20 protein-coding genes and 1 pseudogene are annotated in these 18,217 nt (G+C 69.7%); 13 read left to right on the forward strand and 8 right to left on the reverse strand.

What is annotated here, in order from left to right:
* Positions 1–28: 28 nt before the first annotated feature.
* A complete protein-coding gene (locus UAJ10_RS20645) occupies positions 29–535 on the forward strand; it encodes a hypothetical protein (RefSeq protein ID WP_322917093.1) in 507 nt (168 codons plus the stop codon).
* A 13-nt stretch (positions 536–548) separates the two neighbouring features.
* Here UAJ10_RS20645 and UAJ10_RS20650 read toward each other — a convergent pair whose 3' ends face one another.
* Together UAJ10_RS20650 and UAJ10_RS20655 are read right to left on the reverse strand one after the other, a co-directional pair.
* A complete protein-coding gene (locus UAJ10_RS20650; RefSeq protein ID WP_322917094.1) occupies positions 549–1,508 on the reverse strand; it encodes a pseudouridine-5'-phosphate glycosidase in 960 nt (319 codons plus the stop codon).
* Between the two features lie 40 nt (positions 1,509–1,548).
* Positions 1,549–2,322, reverse strand: coding sequence for a 5'-methylthioadenosine/adenosylhomocysteine nucleosidase (locus tag UAJ10_RS20655; protein ID WP_322917095.1), 774 nt, complete (start codon positions 2,320–2,322; stop codon positions 1,549–1,551).
* A 93-nt stretch (positions 2,323–2,415) separates the two neighbouring features.
* On the opposite strand from UAJ10_RS20655, the gene UAJ10_RS20660 reads away from it, so the two are divergent.
* Entirely contained in the window at positions 2,416–4,905 is a 2,490-nt protein-coding gene (locus UAJ10_RS20660; protein ID WP_322917096.1) for a ligase-associated DNA damage response DEXH box helicase, read from the forward strand.
* 66 nt (positions 4,906–4,971) lie between these two features.
* On the opposite strand, the gene UAJ10_RS20665 is transcribed toward UAJ10_RS20660, so the two are convergent.
* A complete protein-coding gene (locus UAJ10_RS20665) occupies positions 4,972–5,322 on the reverse strand; it encodes a carboxymuconolactone decarboxylase family protein (RefSeq protein ID WP_463667866.1) in 351 nt (116 codons plus the stop codon).
* A 171-nt stretch (positions 5,323–5,493) separates the two neighbouring features.
* Between UAJ10_RS20665 and UAJ10_RS20670 the strand changes: the two genes are divergently transcribed.
* From UAJ10_RS20670 to UAJ10_RS20695, 6 genes and pseudogenes are all read left to right on the forward strand, one after another.
* A complete protein-coding gene (locus UAJ10_RS20670; RefSeq protein ID WP_322917097.1) occupies positions 5,494–6,438 on the forward strand; it encodes an AraC family transcriptional regulator in 945 nt (314 codons plus the stop codon).
* Positions 6,439–6,458: 20 nt separating this feature from the next.
* Positions 6,459–7,223 (forward strand): ligase-associated DNA damage response endonuclease PdeM, encoded by a 765-nt coding sequence (gene pdeM / locus UAJ10_RS20675; protein ID WP_322917098.1) that lies wholly within the window; start codon positions 6,459–6,461, stop codon positions 7,221–7,223.
* A gap of 422 nt (positions 7,224–7,645) precedes the next feature.
* Positions 7,646–8,578, forward strand: coding sequence for a cryptochrome/photolyase family protein (locus tag UAJ10_RS20680; protein ID WP_322917099.1), 933 nt, complete (start codon positions 7,646–7,648; stop codon positions 8,576–8,578).
* A pseudogene (locus tag UAJ10_RS20685) lies at positions 8,482–9,122 on the forward strand (FAD-binding domain-containing protein). Before UAJ10_RS20680 ends, UAJ10_RS20685 begins: the two are co-directional and overlap by 97 nt.
* Positions 9,123–9,201: 79 nt before the next feature.
* Positions 9,202–10,539: an NAD(P)/FAD-dependent oxidoreductase gene (locus UAJ10_RS20690; protein ID WP_322917101.1), complete on the forward strand. Its 1,338-nt coding sequence runs from the start codon at positions 9,202–9,204 to the stop codon at positions 10,537–10,539.
* A 115-nt stretch (positions 10,540–10,654) separates the two neighbouring features.
* The gene (locus UAJ10_RS20695; protein ID WP_322917103.1) at positions 10,655–11,149 is read left to right on the forward strand and encodes a P-loop nucleotide/nucleoside kinase family protein; all 495 of its coding nucleotides are present in this window, start codon (positions 10,655–10,657) and stop codon (positions 11,147–11,149) included.
* A 23-nt stretch (positions 11,150–11,172) separates the two neighbouring features.
* On the opposite strand, the gene UAJ10_RS20700 is transcribed toward UAJ10_RS20695, so the two are convergent.
* Complete coding sequence (locus tag UAJ10_RS20700; protein ID WP_322917104.1) at positions 11,173–11,934, reverse strand: alpha/beta fold hydrolase; 762 nt, start codon at positions 11,932–11,934, stop codon at positions 11,173–11,175.
* 78 nt (positions 11,935–12,012) lie between these two features.
* Positions 12,013–12,483 carry a GNAT family N-acetyltransferase gene (locus UAJ10_RS20705; RefSeq protein WP_322917105.1) on the reverse strand — a complete coding sequence of 157 codons (471 nt, stop codon included), beginning with the start codon at positions 12,481–12,483 and terminating at the stop codon, positions 12,013–12,015.
* Between the two features lie 361 nt (positions 12,484–12,844).
* Between UAJ10_RS20705 and UAJ10_RS20710 the strand changes: the two genes are divergently transcribed.
* From UAJ10_RS20710 to UAJ10_RS20720, 3 genes are all read left to right on the forward strand, one after another.
* Complete coding sequence (locus tag UAJ10_RS20710; RefSeq protein ID WP_322917107.1) at positions 12,845–13,651, forward strand: N-formylglutamate amidohydrolase; 807 nt, start codon at positions 12,845–12,847, stop codon at positions 13,649–13,651.
* A gap of 28 nt (positions 13,652–13,679) precedes the next feature.
* A complete protein-coding gene (locus UAJ10_RS20715) occupies positions 13,680–13,988 on the forward strand; it encodes a DUF1244 domain-containing protein (protein WP_322917108.1) in 309 nt (102 codons plus the stop codon).
* A 105-nt stretch (positions 13,989–14,093) separates the two neighbouring features.
* Complete coding sequence (locus UAJ10_RS20720) at positions 14,094–14,354, forward strand: DUF2312 domain-containing protein (protein WP_322917109.1); 261 nt, start codon at positions 14,094–14,096, stop codon at positions 14,352–14,354.
* Between the two features lie 74 nt (positions 14,355–14,428).
* Here UAJ10_RS20720 and UAJ10_RS20725 read toward each other — a convergent pair whose 3' ends face one another.
* Genes UAJ10_RS20725 through UAJ10_RS20735 form a run of 3 tightly spaced genes read right to left on the reverse strand, consistent with a single transcriptional unit; the run spans position 14,429 to position 15,931 of the window.
* The gene (locus tag UAJ10_RS20725; protein WP_322917110.1) at positions 14,429–14,776 is read right to left on the reverse strand and encodes a type II toxin-antitoxin system PemK/MazF family toxin; all 348 of its coding nucleotides are present in this window, start codon (positions 14,774–14,776) and stop codon (positions 14,429–14,431) included.
* Positions 14,773–15,015: an AbrB/MazE/SpoVT family DNA-binding domain-containing protein gene (locus UAJ10_RS20730; protein WP_322917111.1), complete on the reverse strand. Its 243-nt coding sequence runs from the start codon at positions 15,013–15,015 to the stop codon at positions 14,773–14,775. The genes UAJ10_RS20725 and UAJ10_RS20730 overlap by 4 nt, the downstream gene beginning before the upstream one ends.
* Before the next feature lie 55 nt (positions 15,016–15,070).
* Positions 15,071–15,931, reverse strand: coding sequence for a DODA-type extradiol aromatic ring-opening family dioxygenase (locus UAJ10_RS20735; protein WP_322917112.1), 861 nt, complete (start codon positions 15,929–15,931; stop codon positions 15,071–15,073).
* Positions 15,932–16,057: 126 nt separating this feature from the next.
* On the opposite strand from UAJ10_RS20735, the gene UAJ10_RS20740 reads away from it, so the two are divergent.
* Together UAJ10_RS20740 and UAJ10_RS20745 are read left to right on the forward strand one after the other, a co-directional pair.
* Positions 16,058–17,062 carry a LysR family transcriptional regulator gene (locus tag UAJ10_RS20740; protein WP_322917113.1) on the forward strand — a complete coding sequence of 335 codons (1,005 nt, stop codon included), beginning with the start codon at positions 16,058–16,060 and terminating at the stop codon, positions 17,060–17,062.
* 79 nt (positions 17,063–17,141) lie between these two features.
* On the forward strand, positions 17,142–18,176 hold the full coding sequence (locus UAJ10_RS20745; protein WP_322917114.1) for an aromatic ring-hydroxylating dioxygenase subunit alpha: 1,035 nt from the start codon (positions 17,142–17,144) through the stop codon (positions 18,174–18,176).
* Positions 18,177–18,217: the final 41 nt, after the last annotated feature.

Consider the following 18,217-nt stretch of genomic DNA (forward strand, 5'->3'; position numbering starts at 1 on the left):
GCTCCGAGAAGCCGCCTAGAGGACCGCCATGCTGAAACGAGTGCTGTTGATCATGCCGATCACGATGGCGCTGGACACCGCTGCGTATGCCGCCGAGGACGCAAACTGTGACCTGCCCCGGGCCATCAACGCCCGGGTGCTCCATGAGCTTTTGGGCCATCGGTCAGTTGAGATCATCAGCCGCGCAGGCCGGACCGACTGGAATTCCGATCCCCGCTTATCCCAGTTGCTTAGCCTGTCCGCCGACTTCGGCACGGGCGCGGGTGACGTGGGTGTGCCATTGGCCTCGGGAATCGCGGGCGCCCGGGCCCTCGCCCTAAGGATGAACGCTGACAGCTATAGTTTCAAAGGCTGGGACTATATAGACGGACCGGTGAATGGCTGCGAGCTTCAACAGATAACAGTTGTCTTCAAGGACACGGGCCATAGGAGCTATTCCGAGCTCACGTTCCGATACATCAACGGTCGCTTGGTCACTGCCAAGGGCTGGCAGGGGTCTTACATCGAAGGGCCGCTGGAACCTCCCGGCAAGTAAGACCCCGCTGCGATCAATACAAAGCCCGCTTGCCCGGCGGACGGCGGGGTAACGTCGTCTCCCGGCGCAGGGTGGCGTAAGCCACGGCGATCTGGGCCGCCACCGCCGCGTTGTTCAGCAGCAGGGCGCGGTTGGCCACCAGGCTGGCGCCTTCGGTCAGCTGTTCCAGGCGGGACAGCAGGAAGGGCGTCAGTTCCTTGCCGCGCACGCCCTGTCCTTCGGCCTCGGCCACCGCCAGGCGGATGGCCTGTTCGATCGCCTCGGCGTCCAAGGCCGCCTCTTCCGGAATGGGAACGGCGATGATCGCGCCGCCGCTCAGGCCCAGCTGCCATTTCGCGCGCAGGATGCGGGCCACGTCGTCGGCCGAGTCACAGCGGCTGTCGACCGGCAGGTTGCACTGGGCGGTGTAGAAGGCGGGGAAATTGTCGGTGCCGTAGCCCACCACCGGCACGCCCCGCGTCTCCAGGTATTCGAGCGTCTTGGGCAGGTCCAGGATGGCCTTGGCGCCGGCGCAGACCACGGCCACGTCGGTACGGGCCAGTTCCTCCAGGTCGGCGGAGATGTCCAGCGTGGTCTCCGCCCCCCGGTGCACGCCGCCGATGCCGCCGGTGGCGAACACGGAAATACCGGCCAGGCGTGCCGCGATCATGGTGGCGGCCACGGTGGTGGCGCCGTCGCCGCCGGCCGCCAGCACCAGGGGCAGGTCGCGCCGGCTCACCTTGCGGATGCCGCCGGCAGCCAGCCGCTCGAAATCCTCCGCCTCCAGGCCGATGCGGATGCGGCCGTCCAGGATGGCGATGGTGGCGGGCACGGCGCCGTTGGCCCGCACCGTCGCCTCCATGGCCTTGGCGGCCTCGATGTTGGCGGGATAGGGCAGCCCGTGGCTGATCACCGTGGATTCCAGGGCGACGACGGCCCGGCCGGCCTTGATGGCCGCCGCCACCTCCCCCTTGATCACGCAATAGTCCAACATGCCCGCCCCCGTTTGTCGTGATGCCCTCAGTCGCCGGGCGTTACAGCACCGCCGCCAGGCGCCGGATCAACTCGGCCGCCCCGGCCGCCGCGGCCCGGCAGAAGGCGGGAAAATCCATGTGGCTGTCGGCCCCGGCCAGGTCGCTGAGGCTGCGCACCACCAGGTAGGGCACGCCCCAGCGCGTCGCCACCTGAGCCACCGACGCGCCCTCCATCTCCACCGCTTGGGCGGAGAAGGTACGGAACAGCCGGTCGCGCGAGGTCTCGCAGTTCAGGAACTGGTCGCCCGTCAGCACGGTTCCGAAATGGATGCCGGGCACCCGCGCCTCCCCGCCCGTGGCTTCCGCCGACAGGGCCGGCAGCACCAGGCCGTCCAAGGCTGCCCGCGCCTTGGCCTCAAGTCCCTGATCCAGGTCATAGCCGTGAGTCTCGTCGAAGCCCGGCAGGGGCGGCACCCCCGGCTGGTAGACCTTCAGTTCGCCCTGGGCCAGGGCGCCGTAGTCATGCTGCACCAGGCGGGTGGCCACCACCACATCGCCGATGGCCAGATCCGGGTCCACGCCGCCGGCCACACCGGAAAACAGCAGGGCACGGCAGCCGAACACCTGCAACAGCAGGGTGGAGACGACGGCGGCGTTGACCTTACCGATGCCAGCCTCCACCAGCACCACCTGGCGGCCGTCCATGTCGCCCTGCCGGAAGGTGAAGCCCGCGATGTCGCGCGTGCTCTCCGCCCGGAAATGCGCGCCGAAATGGGCGATCTCCTCCGGGATGGCGCAAATCAGCCCCAGCGGGCCGCCCTTCTGATCGGTCATGTCGGACTTGATCCCATTGGTCATACCAGGGGCCGGCGGCACGCCCCCACACAAAGGCGGACGCCGGGCCTGAACCTCATATATCCTGAGGGCATGCCGCCTGTCGCGCCAATCCCTGTTCCAGGGCCAGATCCAGAGCTGTTGCCCGCCAACATCGCGGGCTGGTTCGCCCATCGCGGCTGGACGCCCCACACCCACCAGCTGGAGATGCTGCGCGCCGCCCAGCGGGGCGAGCACACGCTGCTGATCGCCCCCACCGGCGGCGGCAAGACGCTGGCGGGATTCCTGCCCAGCCTGATCGACCTGTCGGAACGCCCGCGCGAGGGGCTGCACACCCTTTACATCTCCCCCCTCAAGGCGCTGGCGGTGGACATCGCCCGCAACCTGGAACAACCGGTGGCGGAGCTGCGCCTGCCCATCCGGGTGGAGACGCGGACCGGCGACACACCGGAGGCCAAGCGCCGCCGCCAGCGCGCCCACCCGCCGCAAATCCTGATGACCACGGTGGAAAGCCTGGCGCTGCTGCTGTCGTATCCAGAGGCGGCGACGCTGTTCGGCACCCTGCGCACCATCATCGTGGATGAGCTGCACGCCCTGGCCGGCAGCAAGCGCGGCGATCTGCTGGCCCTGCACCTGGCGCGGCTGGCCAGCCTGGCGCCCGGCGCCCGCCGGGTGGGCCTGTCCGCCACCGTGGCGCATCCCCAGGCGCTGGCCGACTACCTGGCCCTGCCCCATCATCCCGTCGCCCCCGCGACCCCGGTCAACATCGTGCGCGGCGCCCCCGGCGCCCCGGCGGAGGTGGGCATTCTGCTGACCATGGAGATCCCCTGGGGCGGGCACATGGCGCTGCAGACCATGCCGGACGTCTATGAGCAGGTGAAGGCCTGCGGCACCACCCTGATTTTCGTGAACACCCGCGCCCAGGCCGAACTGGTGTTCCAGGAGCTGTGGCGGGTGAACGCCGACGCCCTGCCCATCGCCCTGCACCACGGCAGCCTGTCGACCGAGCAGCGCCGCAAGGTGGAGGCGGCGATGGCGCGGGGCGCCTTGCGCGCCGTGGTCGCCACCAGTTCGCTGGACCTGGGCATCGACTGGGCCGCCGTGGACCTGGTGGTGCAGATCGGGGCACCCAAGGGCGTCAGCCGCCTGCTGCAGCGCATCGGCCGCGCCAACCACCGCATCGACCTGACCTCCCGCGCCCTGCTCGTTCCGGCCAACCGGTTCGAGGTGCTGGAGTGCAAGGCCGCCATCGACGCCGTGCACGCTGGTACCCTGGACGGCGACCCGCCCCGCCCCGGCGGGCTGGAGGTGCTGGCCCAGCATGTGGTGGGCACCGCCTGCGCCGGGCCCTTCGACGCGGACCATCTCTATGCGGAGGTCGCCAGCTGCGCGCCTTACGCCAGCCTGACGCGGGAGCGGTTCGAGCAGGTGATGGATTTCGTCGCCACCGGCGGCTACGCGCTCAGGGCCTATGAACGCTTCCAGCGCCTGCGCCGGCGGGAGGATGGCCTGTGGCAGCTGGCCAATTACCAGGTGGCGCGGCAGTACCGCCTGAACGTCGGCACCATCGTGGAGGAGCCGACGGTCAAGGTCCGAATGTCCAACGGCGGTTCCATCGGCGACGTGGAGGAATATTTCATCCAGGGCCTGGTGCCGGGCGACACCTTCATCTTCGGCGGCCAGCTGCTGCGCTTCGTCGGCATGCGCGACAATGCCGCCATCGTGGTCAAGGGCGGCCAGGGCCAGCCCAAGGTGCCGGTCTATGCCGGCGGCCGCCTGCCCTTGACCACCCATCTGGCCGACCGCGTGCGCGCCATGCTGGCCGACCCCGGCCAATGGCGCGACCTGCCGGCAGAGGTGGCGGAATGGCTGCGCATCCAGCGCTATGTCTCGGCCCTGCCCGACCGCACCGGCCTGCTGGTGGAAACCTTCCCCCGCGGCGGCAAGGAATTCCTGGTGGCTTACACCTTCGAGGGCCGCAACGCCCACCAGACCCTAGGCATGCTGCTGACCCGCCGCATGGAGCGGCTGGGCCTGCACCCGCTGGGCTTCGTCGCCACCGACTATGTGCTGGCCATCTGGTCGCTGAGCACCGCCACCGACATGGATGCCCTGTTCGCCCAGGACATGCTGGGCGACGATCTGGAGGAATGGATGGACGAGTCCAGCATGCTGCGCCGGACCTTCCAGACCGTGGCCACCATCGCCGGCACGCTGGAGCGCCGCCACCCGGGCGAAGAGAAGACTAAGCGCCAGATGACCGTCAGCGCCGACCTGATCTACGACGTGCTGCGCCGCCACGATCCCGGCCACCTGCTGCTGCAGGCCACCCGCGCCGAGGCCGCCGCCGGCCTGACCGATGTGCGCCGCCTGGCCGACATGCTGGCCCGTGTGAAGGGGCACATCCGCCACATGGCGCTGGACCGCATCTCCCCCCTGGCGGTGCCCGTGCTGCTGGAGATCGGCCGTGTCATGGTGGGCGGCCGCGCGGACGAGGTGCTGTTGCAGGAGGCGGCCGAGGAACTGGCGGCCGAGGCCCTGCCCAAGACCATGCGGCAGGGCCAGGGGCTGTTGCCTTTTTGAGGCGGTGGACGACAAAACGGCGCGGGATCGCTCCCGCGCCGTTTGGAACCGTCGTCGCCGCCCGCGTCAGCCGGCGTTGGACGGGTGGGTGTCGTAGGCGTCCATGACGCGGGTGGTGTAGACTAGGGCGGCACCGGCGCCGATGGCCACGGCCACGCCCAGGGCCTCGGCGATTTCCTCCTTGGTCGCGCCGTTCTTGATGGCGGCGTCGGTGTGGACGGTGATACAGCCGTCGCACTTCACGCTCACGGCCACCGCCAGGGCGATCAGCTCGCGGGTCTTGGCGTCGAGGTGGTTGGTGTGCTGGCCGGCGCCGCTGATGGTGATGTAGCCCTTCACCGTGTCGGGGCTGAGTTTGGCGTAGGCACCGACGCCGGCGCCAATCTGCTGACGATACTGGTTCCAATCGAGCATCATGATCTGCTTCCTTTCCTCTACGGGGTCATCTGCGGGGCGCCGCGGGGTGAGGCGCCATCCGGGGGGTGTTTCGATGAGTGAAAGGTAGCGCCGGCCCGCCCGCCGCTGAATGCCCGGGCGGATCGAGGTCATGACCGGCAGGATCAACGTTGGCTGGGTGAAGCAAAGTCGATGGACGACGATCGCAACGATGTGCTGAGCGCGCTGGCCCCCCTGATCCAGGTGCGCCCGCAGGTGGAGCAGCACTGCCTGTTCGGGCCCGGCTGGTCGGCCCCGCACGGGCGGGAACCCTTCGGTCTGGCGCCCTTCCACATCGTGACGGCGGGCAAGGCCCAGGTGCTGTTGCCCGACCTGGACCGGACGCTGGACCTGAGCGACGGCGATGTCCTTTTGTTGCCCCATGGCGCGCGGCACACGGTCCGCACCGCCGGCGCCCCGGCCGACGCCACAACAAGACTGGAGCGTCACGACAACGGCGTGGTGGAGGTGCGGCGGACCAGCGACCTGTCCGGGGGCACCTCTCCCGCCCCGGCCCTGGACCTGATCTGCGGGCGATTCGCCTTTGAGCGCGTGGCCGACAACCCGCTGCTGGCCCTGTTGCCGGAAGCGGTGCACCTGCGCGGCGGTGGGCAGCGCCTGGCCCGGCTGGTGGAAACCATCCGCGATGAGGTGGCCGCCCCCCGCCCCGGCGCCCGCGCCATCGCCACCGACCTGGCCCGCGCCCTGTTCACCATGATCCTGCGCGGACACCTGGAGGATCACGGCGAGGGCACCGAGGTGGCGGGACTGCTGGCCCGGCCGGCGACCGCCCGCGTGGTGGCGGCCCTGGTGGGCGATCCCGCCCGGCCCTGGACCCTGGACGAACTGGCGGACCAGGCCCATCTTTCCCGCGCCAGCCTGGTGCGCGCCTTCCGCGCCGCCGGCGCCCCCGCCCCGCTGGCCTTCCTGGCCCAGGTGCGCATGACGCTGGCCGTGCGCCACCTGGTGGCGGAGGGGCTGTCGCTGGCGGAGACGGCGGCCCGCGTGGGCTATGAATCCGAAAGCGCGTTCAGCCGCGCCTTCAAACGCCATTACAATGCCGCCCCCGGGGATTACCGGGACGCGGCACGCGCCTGACTGATGGGGATCCTTTTCGCATGAACGCCCGTTTCGGCACCGGCAGCACCGGCGACCAGACCAGCCTGACCGTCAACGGGACCGTGGTGCTGGCGGATGCCAGCGGCGCCCTGTTCTGGCCGGACCGGGGCCTGCTGGTGGTGGCGGATCTGCATCTGGAAAAGGGCACGGCCTTCGCCGGGCGCGGCACCCTTCTGCCGCCCTACGACACCGCCGCCACGCTGGCCCGGCTGGAGGCGGTCTGCCGCCGCCTGGCGCCGCGGCGCGTCCTGTGCCTGGGCGACAGCTTCCATGACCCGCGCGCGGGCGCCCGCGTGTCGGCCGGCGATGGCCGCCGCTTGGCAGGGCTGATCCAGGCCCATGACTGGCTGTGGGTGGTGGGTAACCACGACCCGGCGCCGCCGCCGGATTGGGGGGGCCAGGTGGTGGACGATTGGGTGGAGGGGCCCCTGATCTTCCGGCATGAGGCGCAGATCACCGCGCCGGGAGACATCACCCCGGCCGGTGAAATTTCCGGCCACTATCATCCCAAGGCCAGCGTGCCCACGCGGGCGCGGCGGGTGGGCGGACGCTGCTTCGTCACCGACGGCCAACGCCTGGTGCTGCCGGCCTTCGGCGCCTACACCGGCGGACTGGACGTGCGCGAGGCGGCACTACGCCGGCTGTTCCCGGGCGCGTTCAGCATCGTGCTGCTGCACCGGGACCGCGGCTACGCGTTCCACTCAAGCCATATCCTGGGGAACCATATCCTGGGGCCCGACCTGGCGGATACCGGCACATATTGACGGGGTCCCAAAAAGGAAACGGGCGGCCCGGGGATGGGGGGACCCGGGCCGCCCTTAGGTCGTCCGCCGAACGCGCTTTGGGGGGTGCGCAGCCAGGCCGGGATGGGGGAACCGGTACACTGGATCATCGAGCGGACACTGTTTCAGATAGGATGGGTACCGGGAAAAACAAGCACGCCAATACATCAGTATAGGGTGAGGAATAGATTTCACCGGGGGTGATCCACCGGATGGACGGGTACGTATCTTACGTCATATGCGGTTCGTCCTGCGGCGTTCCGTCCAACATCCTGCCAAAACCCCCATGAAGCCCCGCGGCCAGTCGGAATGTCGCCTTTTTTCTTGCCCGCTATTGTAGCGCTCACATCCACCCAGCCCGCCGCCGCATACCAGTCCTCCGCCAAATCGCTAAGGTTTGCCTGATGTCCACGGCCTCCCATCCCGCCGTCCGTCCCATCGTCGTCTGGTTCCGCCAAGACCTGCGGTTGGCCGACAACCCGGCCCTGACCCACGCCGCCCAGTCCGGCCGGCCAGTGGTTCCGGTGTACATCCTGGACGACCAGACACCGGGCCCCTGGGGGCCAGGGGGCGCGTCGCGCTGGTGGCTGCACCACAGCCTGGCGGCCCTGTCCGGGGCGCTGGCCGGCTTGGGCTGTCCCCTCATCCTGCGGCGGGGCCGGTCGGACGTTGCGCTGCGCGCCCTGGTGCGGGAAACGGGGGCGGAGGCGGTGGTGTGGAACCGCTGCTATGAGCCGCACGCCATCGCCCGCGACAGCGCGCTGAAAGCCGACCTCAAGGCCGAGGGCGTCGCCGTCGACAGCTTCAATTCCGCCCTGCTGGCGGAACCGTGGACGGTGAAGACCGGCACGGGCGGCCCCTACAAGGTGTTCACCCCCTTCTGGAAGGCCGTGCGGGAGGGGTTGGATCCGGGGCCGCCGGAGCCCGCGCCCCAGCACCTGGCCGCCCTCCCCGCACCGCCCAGCGGCGACCGGCTGGAGGACTGGGGCTTGCTCCCCACCCGGCCCGACTGGGCGGGCGGCCTGCGCGACAGCTGGTCGCCCGGCGAAACGGGCGCGCGACGGCGTCTGGAGGATTTCCTGGCCCAGGCCGTGGCCCGCTACCCGAAAGGGCGCGACTATCCGGCGCAACCGCTGACGTCCCGCCTGTCCCCCCATTTGCACCACGGTGAGATCTCCCCCCGCCAGATCTGGGCGGCGGCGCGGACCCATGGTGCCGTCCCCCGGGGCGCCCAGGGGGGATGGACGGCGTGGAGTCGTTCCTGCGCGAGCTGGGGTGGCGCGAGTTCTCCCACCACCTGCTCTATCATTTCCCCTTCCTGCCCGAGCGCCCCTTGAACCCGAAGTTCGAGGCCTTCACCTGGGATGACAACGCCGCCCACCTGGCGGCCTGGCGATGCGGGCAGACGGGCTATCCCATCGTCGACGCCGGGATGCGGGAGCTGTGGGCCACCGGCTGGATGCACAACCGGGTGCGCATGGTGGTGGGGTCCTTCCTGGTGAAGCACCTGCTGTTGCCCTGGACCGCCGGCCAGGCCTGGTTCTGGGACACGCTGGTGGACGCGGACCTGGCCAACAACGCCGCCAGCTGGCAATGGATCGCCGGCTGCGGTGCCGACGCCGCCCCCTATTTCCGCGTGTTCAACCCGGTGCTGCAGGGGGAGAAGTTCGACGCCGGGGGGACTATGTGCGCCGCTGGGTGCCTGAGCTGGCGGGCCTGCCCGACCGCGTGCTGCACCAGCCCTGGACGGCCGACCCCATCACCCTGCGGGCGGCCGGCGTGCGCCTGGGCCACGACTACCCTTACCCGGTGGTGGACCACAAGGCGGCGCGGCAGCGGGCGCTGGACACCTTCGCGGCGATCAAGGACGACAACGATTGACCTCTGGGGTTAAATGCCGATGCGAGATCAGATGGATGGCCAGGGACCCGCGAACGGCGCGGGCAGCGGGAGCGCGGGTATGAAGATCGCCGTCATTGGCGCCGGCATCACGGGCATGAGCTGCGCCTGGCTGCTGGCGCGGCAGGGCCATGACGTGACCCTGTTCGAGCAGAACAGCTACCTGGGCGGCCATTCGAACACGGTGGACGTGCCCGGCCGCGGCGCCCATCCCATGCCCGTGGACACCGGCTTCATCGTCTACAACGCCGCGACATATCCCAACCTGGTGGCGTTGTTCGAGCATCTGGACGTGCCCACCCAGGCGTCCGACATGTCCTTCGCCGTCAGCCTGGACCGGGGGAAGCTGGAATATTCCGGCACCAACCTGGCCGGCATGTTCGCGCAAAAGCGCAACCTGCTGTCGCCCACCTATCACCTGATGCTGCGCGACATCCTGCGCTTCTACAAGACGGCCCCGGCGCTGCTGGACCAGCCCTCGGCCGCCGCCATGACACTGGGCGAATACCTGGTGGCGCAGCGCTACGGCCATCGCTTCATTTACGACCACCTGCTGCCCATGGGCGCGGCCATCTGGTCCTCCACCATCGGGGAGATGCTGTCCTTCCCGGTGCAAAGCTTCGTGCGCTTCTTCTGCAACCACGGCCTGCTGAAGCTGAAGGAACGGCCGCAGTGGCGCACCGTCACGGGCGGCAGCCGCGCCTACGTCGCCCGCCTGACCCGGTCGCTGGAAGGCCGGCTGCACACCGGCCGCGCCATCGTGGCCCTGCGGCGTACCGGCACCGCCGTGCATATCCAGGACTCCCAGGGGTGGAGCGGCAGCTATGACCACGTGGTGCTGGCGACCCACGCCGACCAGTCCCTGGCCCTGCTGCTGGACCCGTCGGAGGAGGAGCGGCGCATCCTGGGCGCCTTCCGCTATCAGATGAACCGGGCGGTGCTGCACCGCGACCCCCTGCTGATGCCCCGGCGCGCCAAGGCCTGGTCCAGCTGGAACTACAGCGCCCATTCCACCCGGGACCGCGACGCCAAGGTGTCCGTCACCTATTGGATGAATTTGCTGCAGGGCCTGGACAAGCGCGTGCCCCTGTTCGTCACCCTGAACCCCATCACCGAGCCGCGCCCGTCGCTGAAGGTGCGGGAGTTCATCTACGACCACCCGCTGTTCGACCTGGCCGCCGTGACGGCGCAGCAGGAATTGGGCCTGATCCAAGGCATCCGCCGCACCTGGTTCTGCGGCGCCTACTGCGGCTACGGCTTCCATGAGGATGGCCTGTCGGCCGGCCTCGCGGTGGCCGAATCGCTGGGGGCCCAACGGCCCTGGCAGGTCACCGACGCCTCCCCCGCCGGGCGCAACGCGCGCCCGCGGGGCAGCGCCCGCCTGGCGGCGGCGGGGTAAGGGGAATGGTTCTGGTCGGCACGCGCATGGGGCGAATTACCACCCCGGCCTGATCCACAGGCCGGGCCGTTGGCGTTCACCCCATCCGTCGCACCTTCCCGAGGACATCATCCCCATGACATCCCCCACGCCCATGCTGCACCTGGTGTGCGGCAAGATCGCCGCCGGCAAGTCCACGCTCACCGCCACCCTGGCGGCCGCACCCGGCACCATCCTGCTGAGCGAAGACCACTGGCTGGCCCGTCTTTATCCCGAGGAACTGGGCAGCGTCGCCGACTACATCCGGCTCAGCGCCCGCCTGCGCCAGGCGCTGGGGCCGCACGTCGTGGCCCTGCTGCGGGCCGGGCTGTCGGTGGTGCTGGACTTCCCCGCCAACACGCCCGGCTTGCGCCTGTGGATGCGCGGCGTGTTCGAGGAGGCCGGCGCCGCCCACACCCTGCATTTCCTGGATGTGTCGGATGAAATCTGCCGCCGGCGCCTGCACGCCCGCAACGCCGCCGGTGGCCACGACTTCGCCGCCACCGACGCGGAGTTCGACGCCATCACCCGCTATTTCGTCCCGCCCGACCCGGCGGAGGGGTTCAGCGTCATTCGCCACCTCGCCGATTGACGCCAGCCCGGCTGGGCGGCAGGTCAGCCCGCCAGGAAGTCCGCGATGGCCCGGCCCAGGTCGGGCTTGGTCACGGCGCTCATATGGTCACCGGGGATTTCGACGTAGCGGGCATTGGGCAGGGCAGCGACCAGGTCGGACGCGGACCCGTTATCCTGGTCCTGCGCGCCGGCGGTGATCAGGATGGGCAGGTCCAGGCCGGCCAGGACGCCGGGCGGTGTGTCGACGAAGGTCTCCAGGATGTTCAGCAGGGCGACGGGATCGCCGCCCACCGTCTTCAGGAAGGCCTCCGCCATCCATTCCGGCGTGCCACGCTCGAAGGTGCCCAGGTTGGTCAGGATGCGGCGGAAATGCTCCCCCCGGCCGGCGGTGTTGGTCAGGCCGGCCAGGCCCATGCCGGCGCAGATGGCGCGGGCCGGGGTGGCGCCGCGCGCCAGCATGCGCATGGTGGTGCGCCCGCCCAGGGAATAGCCGCCCAGGTCATAGTCGGTCAGGCCCAGATGCTCCACCAGCGCCAGGCCGTCGTCGGCCAGCACGTCGGGCGGATAGGCCGAGACCTCATGCGGCTTGGCGCTGTCCCCGTGGGCCCGCAGGTCGGGCATGATGACGCGATACCCCCGCTCCGCGATGCGGGCGGCATGGCCGTACCTCAGCCAATTGACCGTGGCGGTGGAGAAATAGCCGTGGATCAGCACCAGCGGCCGGCCTTGGCCCAGCTCGCGATAGGCCAGGCGCTGGCCGTCGCGGCCGAAAAAGTGCTGAACGGCGATGTCGGAAGGGGCCACGATGGTGCATCCGGCGTTGGGAAAGGTCGGGTCCCAAAACTATCGCCGGGCCGCCGGATTGGAAAAGTCTTCCGCCGCTTAACGGCCGAGCGTCTTGCGCATGCCCCACGCGGCCAGCTGGGTGCCGCAGCCCATGGTCATCAGGCGGGGACCCTGCCGCTGATAGCCCATGGCCTCATAAAACCCCACCGCGTTCATGGAGGAGGTGAGGTGCAGGGCGCCGGCGCCCCGGTCGCGGGCCAGGGTCTCGATCTCTTCCAACAGGCGGCGGCCGGTGCCCTTGGCGGCCACGGGGTCGACGTAGACGGCCCGCACCTCGGCGCTGTACAGCGCGGAGAAGCCGACCACGCGGCCCGCCTGCTCCGCCACCAGCACGTGCTCCCCCCACTCCGTCATGGCGGTGCGATAGTCCGCGGCCTCACGCCCGCCCAGAAGGGCGATGAGTTGTTCGGGCGAATAATGCCCGGCGCAGAAAGCGTGGACGGAGCGGATGTGGACTTGGCGAATGCCCTCGGCGTCGTCGGCCTCGCCAGCGCGGATCACCGGCATCGGGGCATCAAGGGGGGGTGTGCGTATGCTCGACCGGTACATGCCGCCCAATTCTATCCTCGCCCAGGGGCTTCGGCAGCGCCCGTCCAGCCCCAGGAACGGGCGCGGTCATTTCAAAGGAAACGTGCGCACCCCGGTTCCCCAACGCGGGAAAGCTGCACGTCAACGAAGTATGCACGGCGAAGACGCCGAAAGCGATGCCTCGCATGCACCCATTGCTATTTTCCCGACAATCCGAGCGGCGCGCAAGCCGGCCGTTCATCGTTTCGACATCAGCGGTGCAGGAATGCCCGGCGGGGGCTTCCATCCCCGACCGGGGCCGCTATCCTGGCGAGACATATTCCCTGCGATAGGCCGCCCCTTGGACACGCTTGCCTCCCCCTCCGCCTTGCTTGCCCCGGACGAGCCGCCCGCCGTCACGGTGGTGAATCCCCAGGGGCCCGCGCCTGTGGTGCTGCTGTGCGAACATGCCGCACGCCGCGTGCCCGCGCACCTGGGCACCCTGGGCGTTCCGGCGGCCGACATGGAACGGCACATCGCCTGGGACATCGGGGCGGAGGCCGTGACTCGCGCGCTGGCCCAGCGGCTGGACGCGCCGGCGGTCATCGCCGGATATTCCCGCCTGGTGGTGGATTTGAACCGCCCTCTGGACAGCGCCACGCTGATGCCGGCGGTCAGCGATGGCACCCCCATCCTGGCCAACCAGGCCCTGACCGATGCCGATCGCCAGGCGCGGCTGGACACCCTGTTCCACCCTTACCACGCCGCCGTGCACGCCTGTGTCGACGCCAAGCGCGCGGTGGGCCAGGCGCCGGCCATCATCTCCGTCCACAGCTTCACGCCGGTCATGAACGGCGTCCAGCGCCCCTGGCACCTAGGCGTGCTGTGGGACCAGGATGGCCGCCTGCCCCTGCCCTTGCTGGACCTGCTGCGGGCCCTGCCGGGCGTGATGGTGGGCGACAACGTCCCTTACTCGGGCCGCGACGGCCACGGCTACACCCTGAAGACCCATTCCACCCGCTCGGGCCTGCCCGGGGTGTTGATCGAGGTGCGGCAGGATCTGATCGGCGACGCGGCCGGGGTGGAGCATTGGTCGGCCCTGCTGGCCCAAGCCCTTGGACAGCTGATCGGGCGCCCCGATATACACCACGTGCTGGCCGGCGCCTGAGCCGCCCCCCCATTCACAAGGATATCCCATGGTTCCCGAGATCGACGACGCCACCCGGGTGGAGCTTGAGGCCGCCGCCTTCCGCCGGCTGGTGGCGCATTTGCGTGAGCGCACCGACGTCCAGAACATCGACCTGATGAATCTGGCCGGTTTCTGCCGCAACTGCCTGTCCAAATGGTACCGGGCCGCCGCCGAGGAGAAGGGCGTGGCGTTGGATTACGAGGCCGCGCGCGAGATCGTCTACGGCATGCCGTACGACGACTTCAAACGCCTGCACCAGCGCGAGGCGACGGCGGAGCAGAAGGCGGCGTTCGAGCAGAACAAGCCCAAGGACTGACGCGGGCGCCGCCCCCATTCCCGGCGCTTGCCCATCCCCGGCGGCGCAGGTAAGGTCGCGCCCTCACCATTCAGACCACCCACTTAGAACGAAGAGGCATTCCCCATGTCGGACGCCCCGGTATCGGATGTTGGCGGCATCGCCGGCGACCGCCTGCGCTCCATCATCGAGCGCATCGAACGCCTGGAAGAGGACAAGAAGGGCATCGCGGACGACATCAAGGACATCTACGCCGAAGCCAAGGGCGTGGGGTTCGAGACCAAAATCATCCGCGCCATCGTCCGCCTGCGGAAGATGGAAAAGAACGACCGGCAGGAACAGGACGCCCTGCTGGAGCTCTACAAGGCCGCGTTGGGCATGGAATGAGCTGCGGGGCTCGTGAGAGCCCCGGCGCCGTCAGGATCAAGGCCGGGCCGCCAGCGGGCGCCCGGCCTTTTTCTTCAGCCCGCGAGACCGATGAGAGCCCCCAACTTCGCCCTCAAGTCCACCAGCACCTCCAGCGGAACCGCAGCCCCCATCGGCCGGACAAGTCGGGCCAGAGTATCTATGCTGCGCACATGACTGGTCAGTATTTCGCCCGTGATCGGCAACCCCTCCGGCAGCACCACGCTGGTTCCGAAGGGGCGAACCTTGCTGGTTATGGGGCAGACGATGGCGAAGCGGCTGGCATCCCAGAACACCCCCGGCGATACCACCACGGCTGGCCGGCGGCCGCCCTGTTCCCGTCCCAACCTGGGATCAAAATCCGTCCAGATGAGGTCTCCGGCCTCAGGCCGGTATTCGGTCACTCGACCACCTCACGGCCGACATCATCACCCCACTCGAAGGCGGCTCCCATGGCATCGGGAGTCATGCCCGCAAGCAGATCAGCCAACTGGTAACGCGGGCGGGTCGGCGAGATGACGATCCGGCCATGCTCGGCCACCATCTCCACGCGGTCGCCTTCGGTCAGGCCCACTTCACTCGCGATATCCTTGGGCACCCGCAGCCCCAGGCTGTTGCCCCACCGTGAAATCTGAACCTGCATGACAGCCTCCTGGCTTCTTCCAAGCCGAAGGATATCCGCCGGATATACAGACTTGTCAATCGAACCGGTACGCGTCCATGGCCAGGGCGCCCAGCTGCACGCTGCCGTGCAGGCGGCGGCCGGGCTGCCCGGGGCTGGCGGCGCCCACAGCGGCGAACAGGGGCAGAAGGTGCTCATCGCGCGGGTGGTTCTGGCGGGCGAAGGGGGCGCGGGCGCGATAGTCGTCCAACGCGGCCACGTCGGCACCGCTGACCTTGTCATGGATCCAGGACTGGAAGGCGGCGGCCCAGGGCGCCACCTCGTCCGTGCCCTCCCACGCCAGGTCGCGCAGATTGTGGGTCAGGGAGCCCGAGGCGATGATCAGCACCCCCTGGTCGCGCAGGGGCCGCAGCGCCTCACCCAGGCGCCGGTGATGGACGGGGCCCAGGTGCGGCTGGATGGACAGCTGGACCACCGGGATGTCGGCCTCCGGGAACATCAGGATCAGGGGGATCCAGGCGCCGTGGTCCAGCCCCCGCGCCTCCCCGGCCGTGACCGTGATGCCGGCGGCGGCCAGGGCCCCCAGGGCCGCCCGCGCCACCTCCGGCGCGCCGGGGGCGGGGTAGCGCATCTCGAACAGCGCGCGGGGGAATCCGCCGAAATCGTGGATGGTCTCGGGCCGGTCGGCCAGGGAGGCCGTGGGCGCCGCCGTCTCCCAGTGCGCCGACAGCACCAGGATGGCGCGAGGGGCGCCCGCCGCCCGGATGTCGCGGCCCAGGGACTGCAGGAAGCGCCGCGCCGCGCTGTCCTGCAGCGCCAGCATGGGGGAGCCGTGGGAGATGAAATAGACCGGCTGGCGCGCCGCCGTGGCCGGGGCCGCGCTGGGGGCGGCACTGGGGACGGGGGTGGGCATGACGGCGGAGAAGGCGGGCGGCATGGGGCGGGACCTTGGGTTCGGAAGGACTGACCCTTCCAACATGGGCCCATCGGCACCATTTGCCAAATCACTGGTTATCAACATCACCATTCACCATAGTGATGTGCCATTGCCGAGGGGCCATTCATGGACATCAGCCAGATCGACCTGAACCTGCTGCACGTCTTCGACGCGCTGTACCGGGAGCGGCAAGTGACACGGGCCGGGCGGGCGCTGGGCCTGTCGCAGTCCGCCGTCAGCAACGCCCTGGCCCGCCTGCGCCAGCATATGGGCGACGACCTGTTCGTGCGCACCCCCACCGGCATGGTGCCCACCGCCGTGGCCGACACCATGGCCGGCCCCTTGCAGGGGGCGTTGGACCAGGTGCGGGCCGCCCTGGCCGCCCGGCAGCCCTTCCTGCCCTGCCAGGCGCGGGACGCGATCACCGTGGGCCTGTCCGACCATGCCGAGTTCGTGCTGGGCCCGCCCCTGGTGGCGGCCCTGCGGGCGGAGGCCCCGGGCCTGTCCCTCGTGCTGCGCCATGCCGACAAGGACACCGCCCTGCCCGGGTTGGAATCAGGCCTGCTGGACCTGGCGCTGGGCATGCTGCCCGACCCGCCGGCGCACATGACGCGCCAGATGCTGGTGCGTGACGGCCTGGCGGTGCTGATGCGTCCGGGCCATCCGGCGCTGGACGCCCCCTGGACCCTGGAGACCTACCTCGCCTACCCCCACCTACTGGTGTCGGCCACCGCGTCCAAGGTCGGGGCGGTGGACCGCATGCTGGAGACGGTGGGCCGGCAGCGCACCCTGGCGGTGGTGGCGTCCCACCTGTTGGCGGCCGCCCCCATGCTGCGCGACAGCGACCTGGTCTGCACCATGCCGGCGCGCGTGGCCCACCCGCTGGCCAATTCCTTCGGCCTGGTGGTCCTGCCCCTGCCGCCGGACATGCCCGTGGGTGATAGGCCGACGGGTGACAGGCCGGTGGGCGACAAGCCCGCAAGCGGCATGCGCCTGTCCATGGTCTGGCACCGCCGCCTGGACAGCCACCCGGCGCACGCCTGGCTGCGCCGCCGGGTGGCGGAGGTCGCCCGGTCCCTGCCGCCCGTCCCCGGGATCGCGGGCGGCGGGACCGACACTGCCGCCGCTTGACCTGTCTCATTGGCCGCCACCCGGCGCCGATGTAAAGTGCGGCCCCTGATTCTTCCCCTCCTGACCTGGTGACGACGCCTTGGCCGAGCCCAACTTTTTCCTGAACGACATCTGGTACTACGCCATGCCCGGCCGCACCCTGGCCGTGGGCGCCATGCGGGCGCAGACCCTGCTGGGCCAGCCGGTGCTGTTCGGCCGCACCCAGGAGGGCGCCGTCTTCGCCCTGCGCGACATCTGCCCCCACCGCGGCATCCCGCTGTCCTGCGGGCGATTCGACGGCAAGGAGGTGGAGTGCTGCTACCACGGCTGGCGCTTCGACCGGGAGGGCAAGTGCACCGACATCCCCTCGCTGGTGGAGGGGCAGGAGTTCGACCTGAACCGCATCCGCGTGCGCAACTATCCGGTGCGGGAGATCAGCGGCAACGTCTGGATCTGGATGGGCACCGGGGAGCCCGACCAGGAACCGCCGCAGCCGCCGGGCCTGCCCGCCGACAAGCGGCCGGACATGGTCATGTCCATGGATTTCCCCTGCCATCTGGACCACGCCGTGGTGGGCTTGATGGACCCGGCCCACGGGCCTTTCGTCCACCAGTCCTGGTTCTGGCGCTCCACCAAGTCCATCCACGCCAAGGAAAAGGCCTTCGGGCCCGGTCCCTATGGCTTCGTCATGAAGAAGCACCGGCCGTCCAGCAACTCCCGCGCCTACACCATCCTGGGTGGCGTGCCGGAGACGGAGATTTCCTTCCGCCTGCCCGGCATCCGGACGGAGACGATCTCGACCGGCAAGCACACCGTCTGGAACCTGACGGCGGTGACGCCGGTGGATGAGGGCAACACCCGCATCACCAACCTGTTCTACTGGACCCTGCCCTGGGCCAACCTGCTGAAGCCGGTGCTGCGCCCCATCGCGGAGCGTTTCCTGGGCCAGGACCGCGACGTGGTGGTGATGCAGCAGCAGGGCCTGCGCCACGACCCGACCCTGATGCTGATCAAGGACGCCGACACCCAGGCGCGTTGGTATTACCAGCTGAAGAACGAGTTCCGGCGCGCCCGGGAAGAGAAGCGTCCCTTCGAAAATCCTGTGCGCGATACCGTCCTGCGCTGGCGCAGCTGAGGGATCGATCCGCTATAGTCATGTCCGAACCGCTCGCAGAC

The sequence above is a fragment of the Nitrospirillum guaranorum genome, from assembly GCF_034653275.1.
Classification (GTDB): Bacteria; Pseudomonadota; Alphaproteobacteria; order Azospirillales; family Azospirillaceae; genus Nitrospirillum.

Coding starts and splice junctions, on each gene's coding strand:
- UAJ10_RS20645 (WP_322917093.1), top strand. CDS start 29: ATGCTGAAACGAGTGCTGTTGATCATGCCGATCACGATGGCGCTGGAC.
- UAJ10_RS20695 (WP_322917103.1), top strand. CDS start 10,655: ATGACATCCCCCACGCCCATGCTGCACCTGGTGTGCGGCAAGATCGCC.
- UAJ10_RS20720 (WP_322917109.1), top strand. CDS start 14,094: ATGTCGGACGCCCCGGTATCGGATGTTGGCGGCATCGCCGGCGACCGC.
- UAJ10_RS20690 (WP_322917101.1), top strand. CDS start 9,202: ATGAAGATCGCCGTCATTGGCGCCGGCATCACGGGCATGAGCTGCGCC.
- UAJ10_RS20660 (WP_322917096.1), top strand. CDS start 2,416: ATGCCGCCTGTCGCGCCAATCCCTGTTCCAGGGCCAGATCCAGAGCTG.
- UAJ10_RS20670 (WP_322917097.1), top strand. CDS start 5,494: ATGGACGACGATCGCAACGATGTGCTGAGCGCGCTGGCCCCCCTGATC.
- UAJ10_RS20680 (WP_322917099.1), top strand. CDS start 7,646: ATGTCCACGGCCTCCCATCCCGCCGTCCGTCCCATCGTCGTCTGGTTC.
- pdeM (WP_322917098.1), top strand. CDS start 6,459: ATGAACGCCCGTTTCGGCACCGGCAGCACCGGCGACCAGACCAGCCTG.
- UAJ10_RS20705 (WP_322917105.1), bottom strand. CDS start 12,483: ATGCCGGTGATCCGCGCTGGCGAGGCCGACGACGCCGAGGGCATTCGC.
- UAJ10_RS20655 (WP_322917095.1), bottom strand. CDS start 2,322: ATGACCGATCAGAAGGGCGGCCCGCTGGGGCTGATTTGCGCCATCCCG.
- UAJ10_RS20730 (WP_322917111.1), bottom strand. CDS start 15,015: ATGCAGGTTCAGATTTCACGGTGGGGCAACAGCCTGGGGCTGCGGGTG.
- UAJ10_RS20735 (WP_322917112.1), bottom strand. CDS start 15,931: ATGCCGCCCGCCTTCTCCGCCGTCATGCCCACCCCCGTCCCCAGTGCC.
- UAJ10_RS20650 (WP_322917094.1), bottom strand. CDS start 1,508: ATGTTGGACTATTGCGTGATCAAGGGGGAGGTGGCGGCGGCCATCAAG.
- UAJ10_RS20665 (WP_463667866.1), bottom strand. CDS start 5,322: ATGATGCTCGATTGGAACCAGTATCGTCAGCAGATTGGCGCCGGCGTC.
- UAJ10_RS20740 (WP_322917113.1), top strand. CDS start 16,058: ATGGACATCAGCCAGATCGACCTGAACCTGCTGCACGTCTTCGACGCG.
- UAJ10_RS20715 (WP_322917108.1), top strand. CDS start 13,680: ATGGTTCCCGAGATCGACGACGCCACCCGGGTGGAGCTTGAGGCCGCC.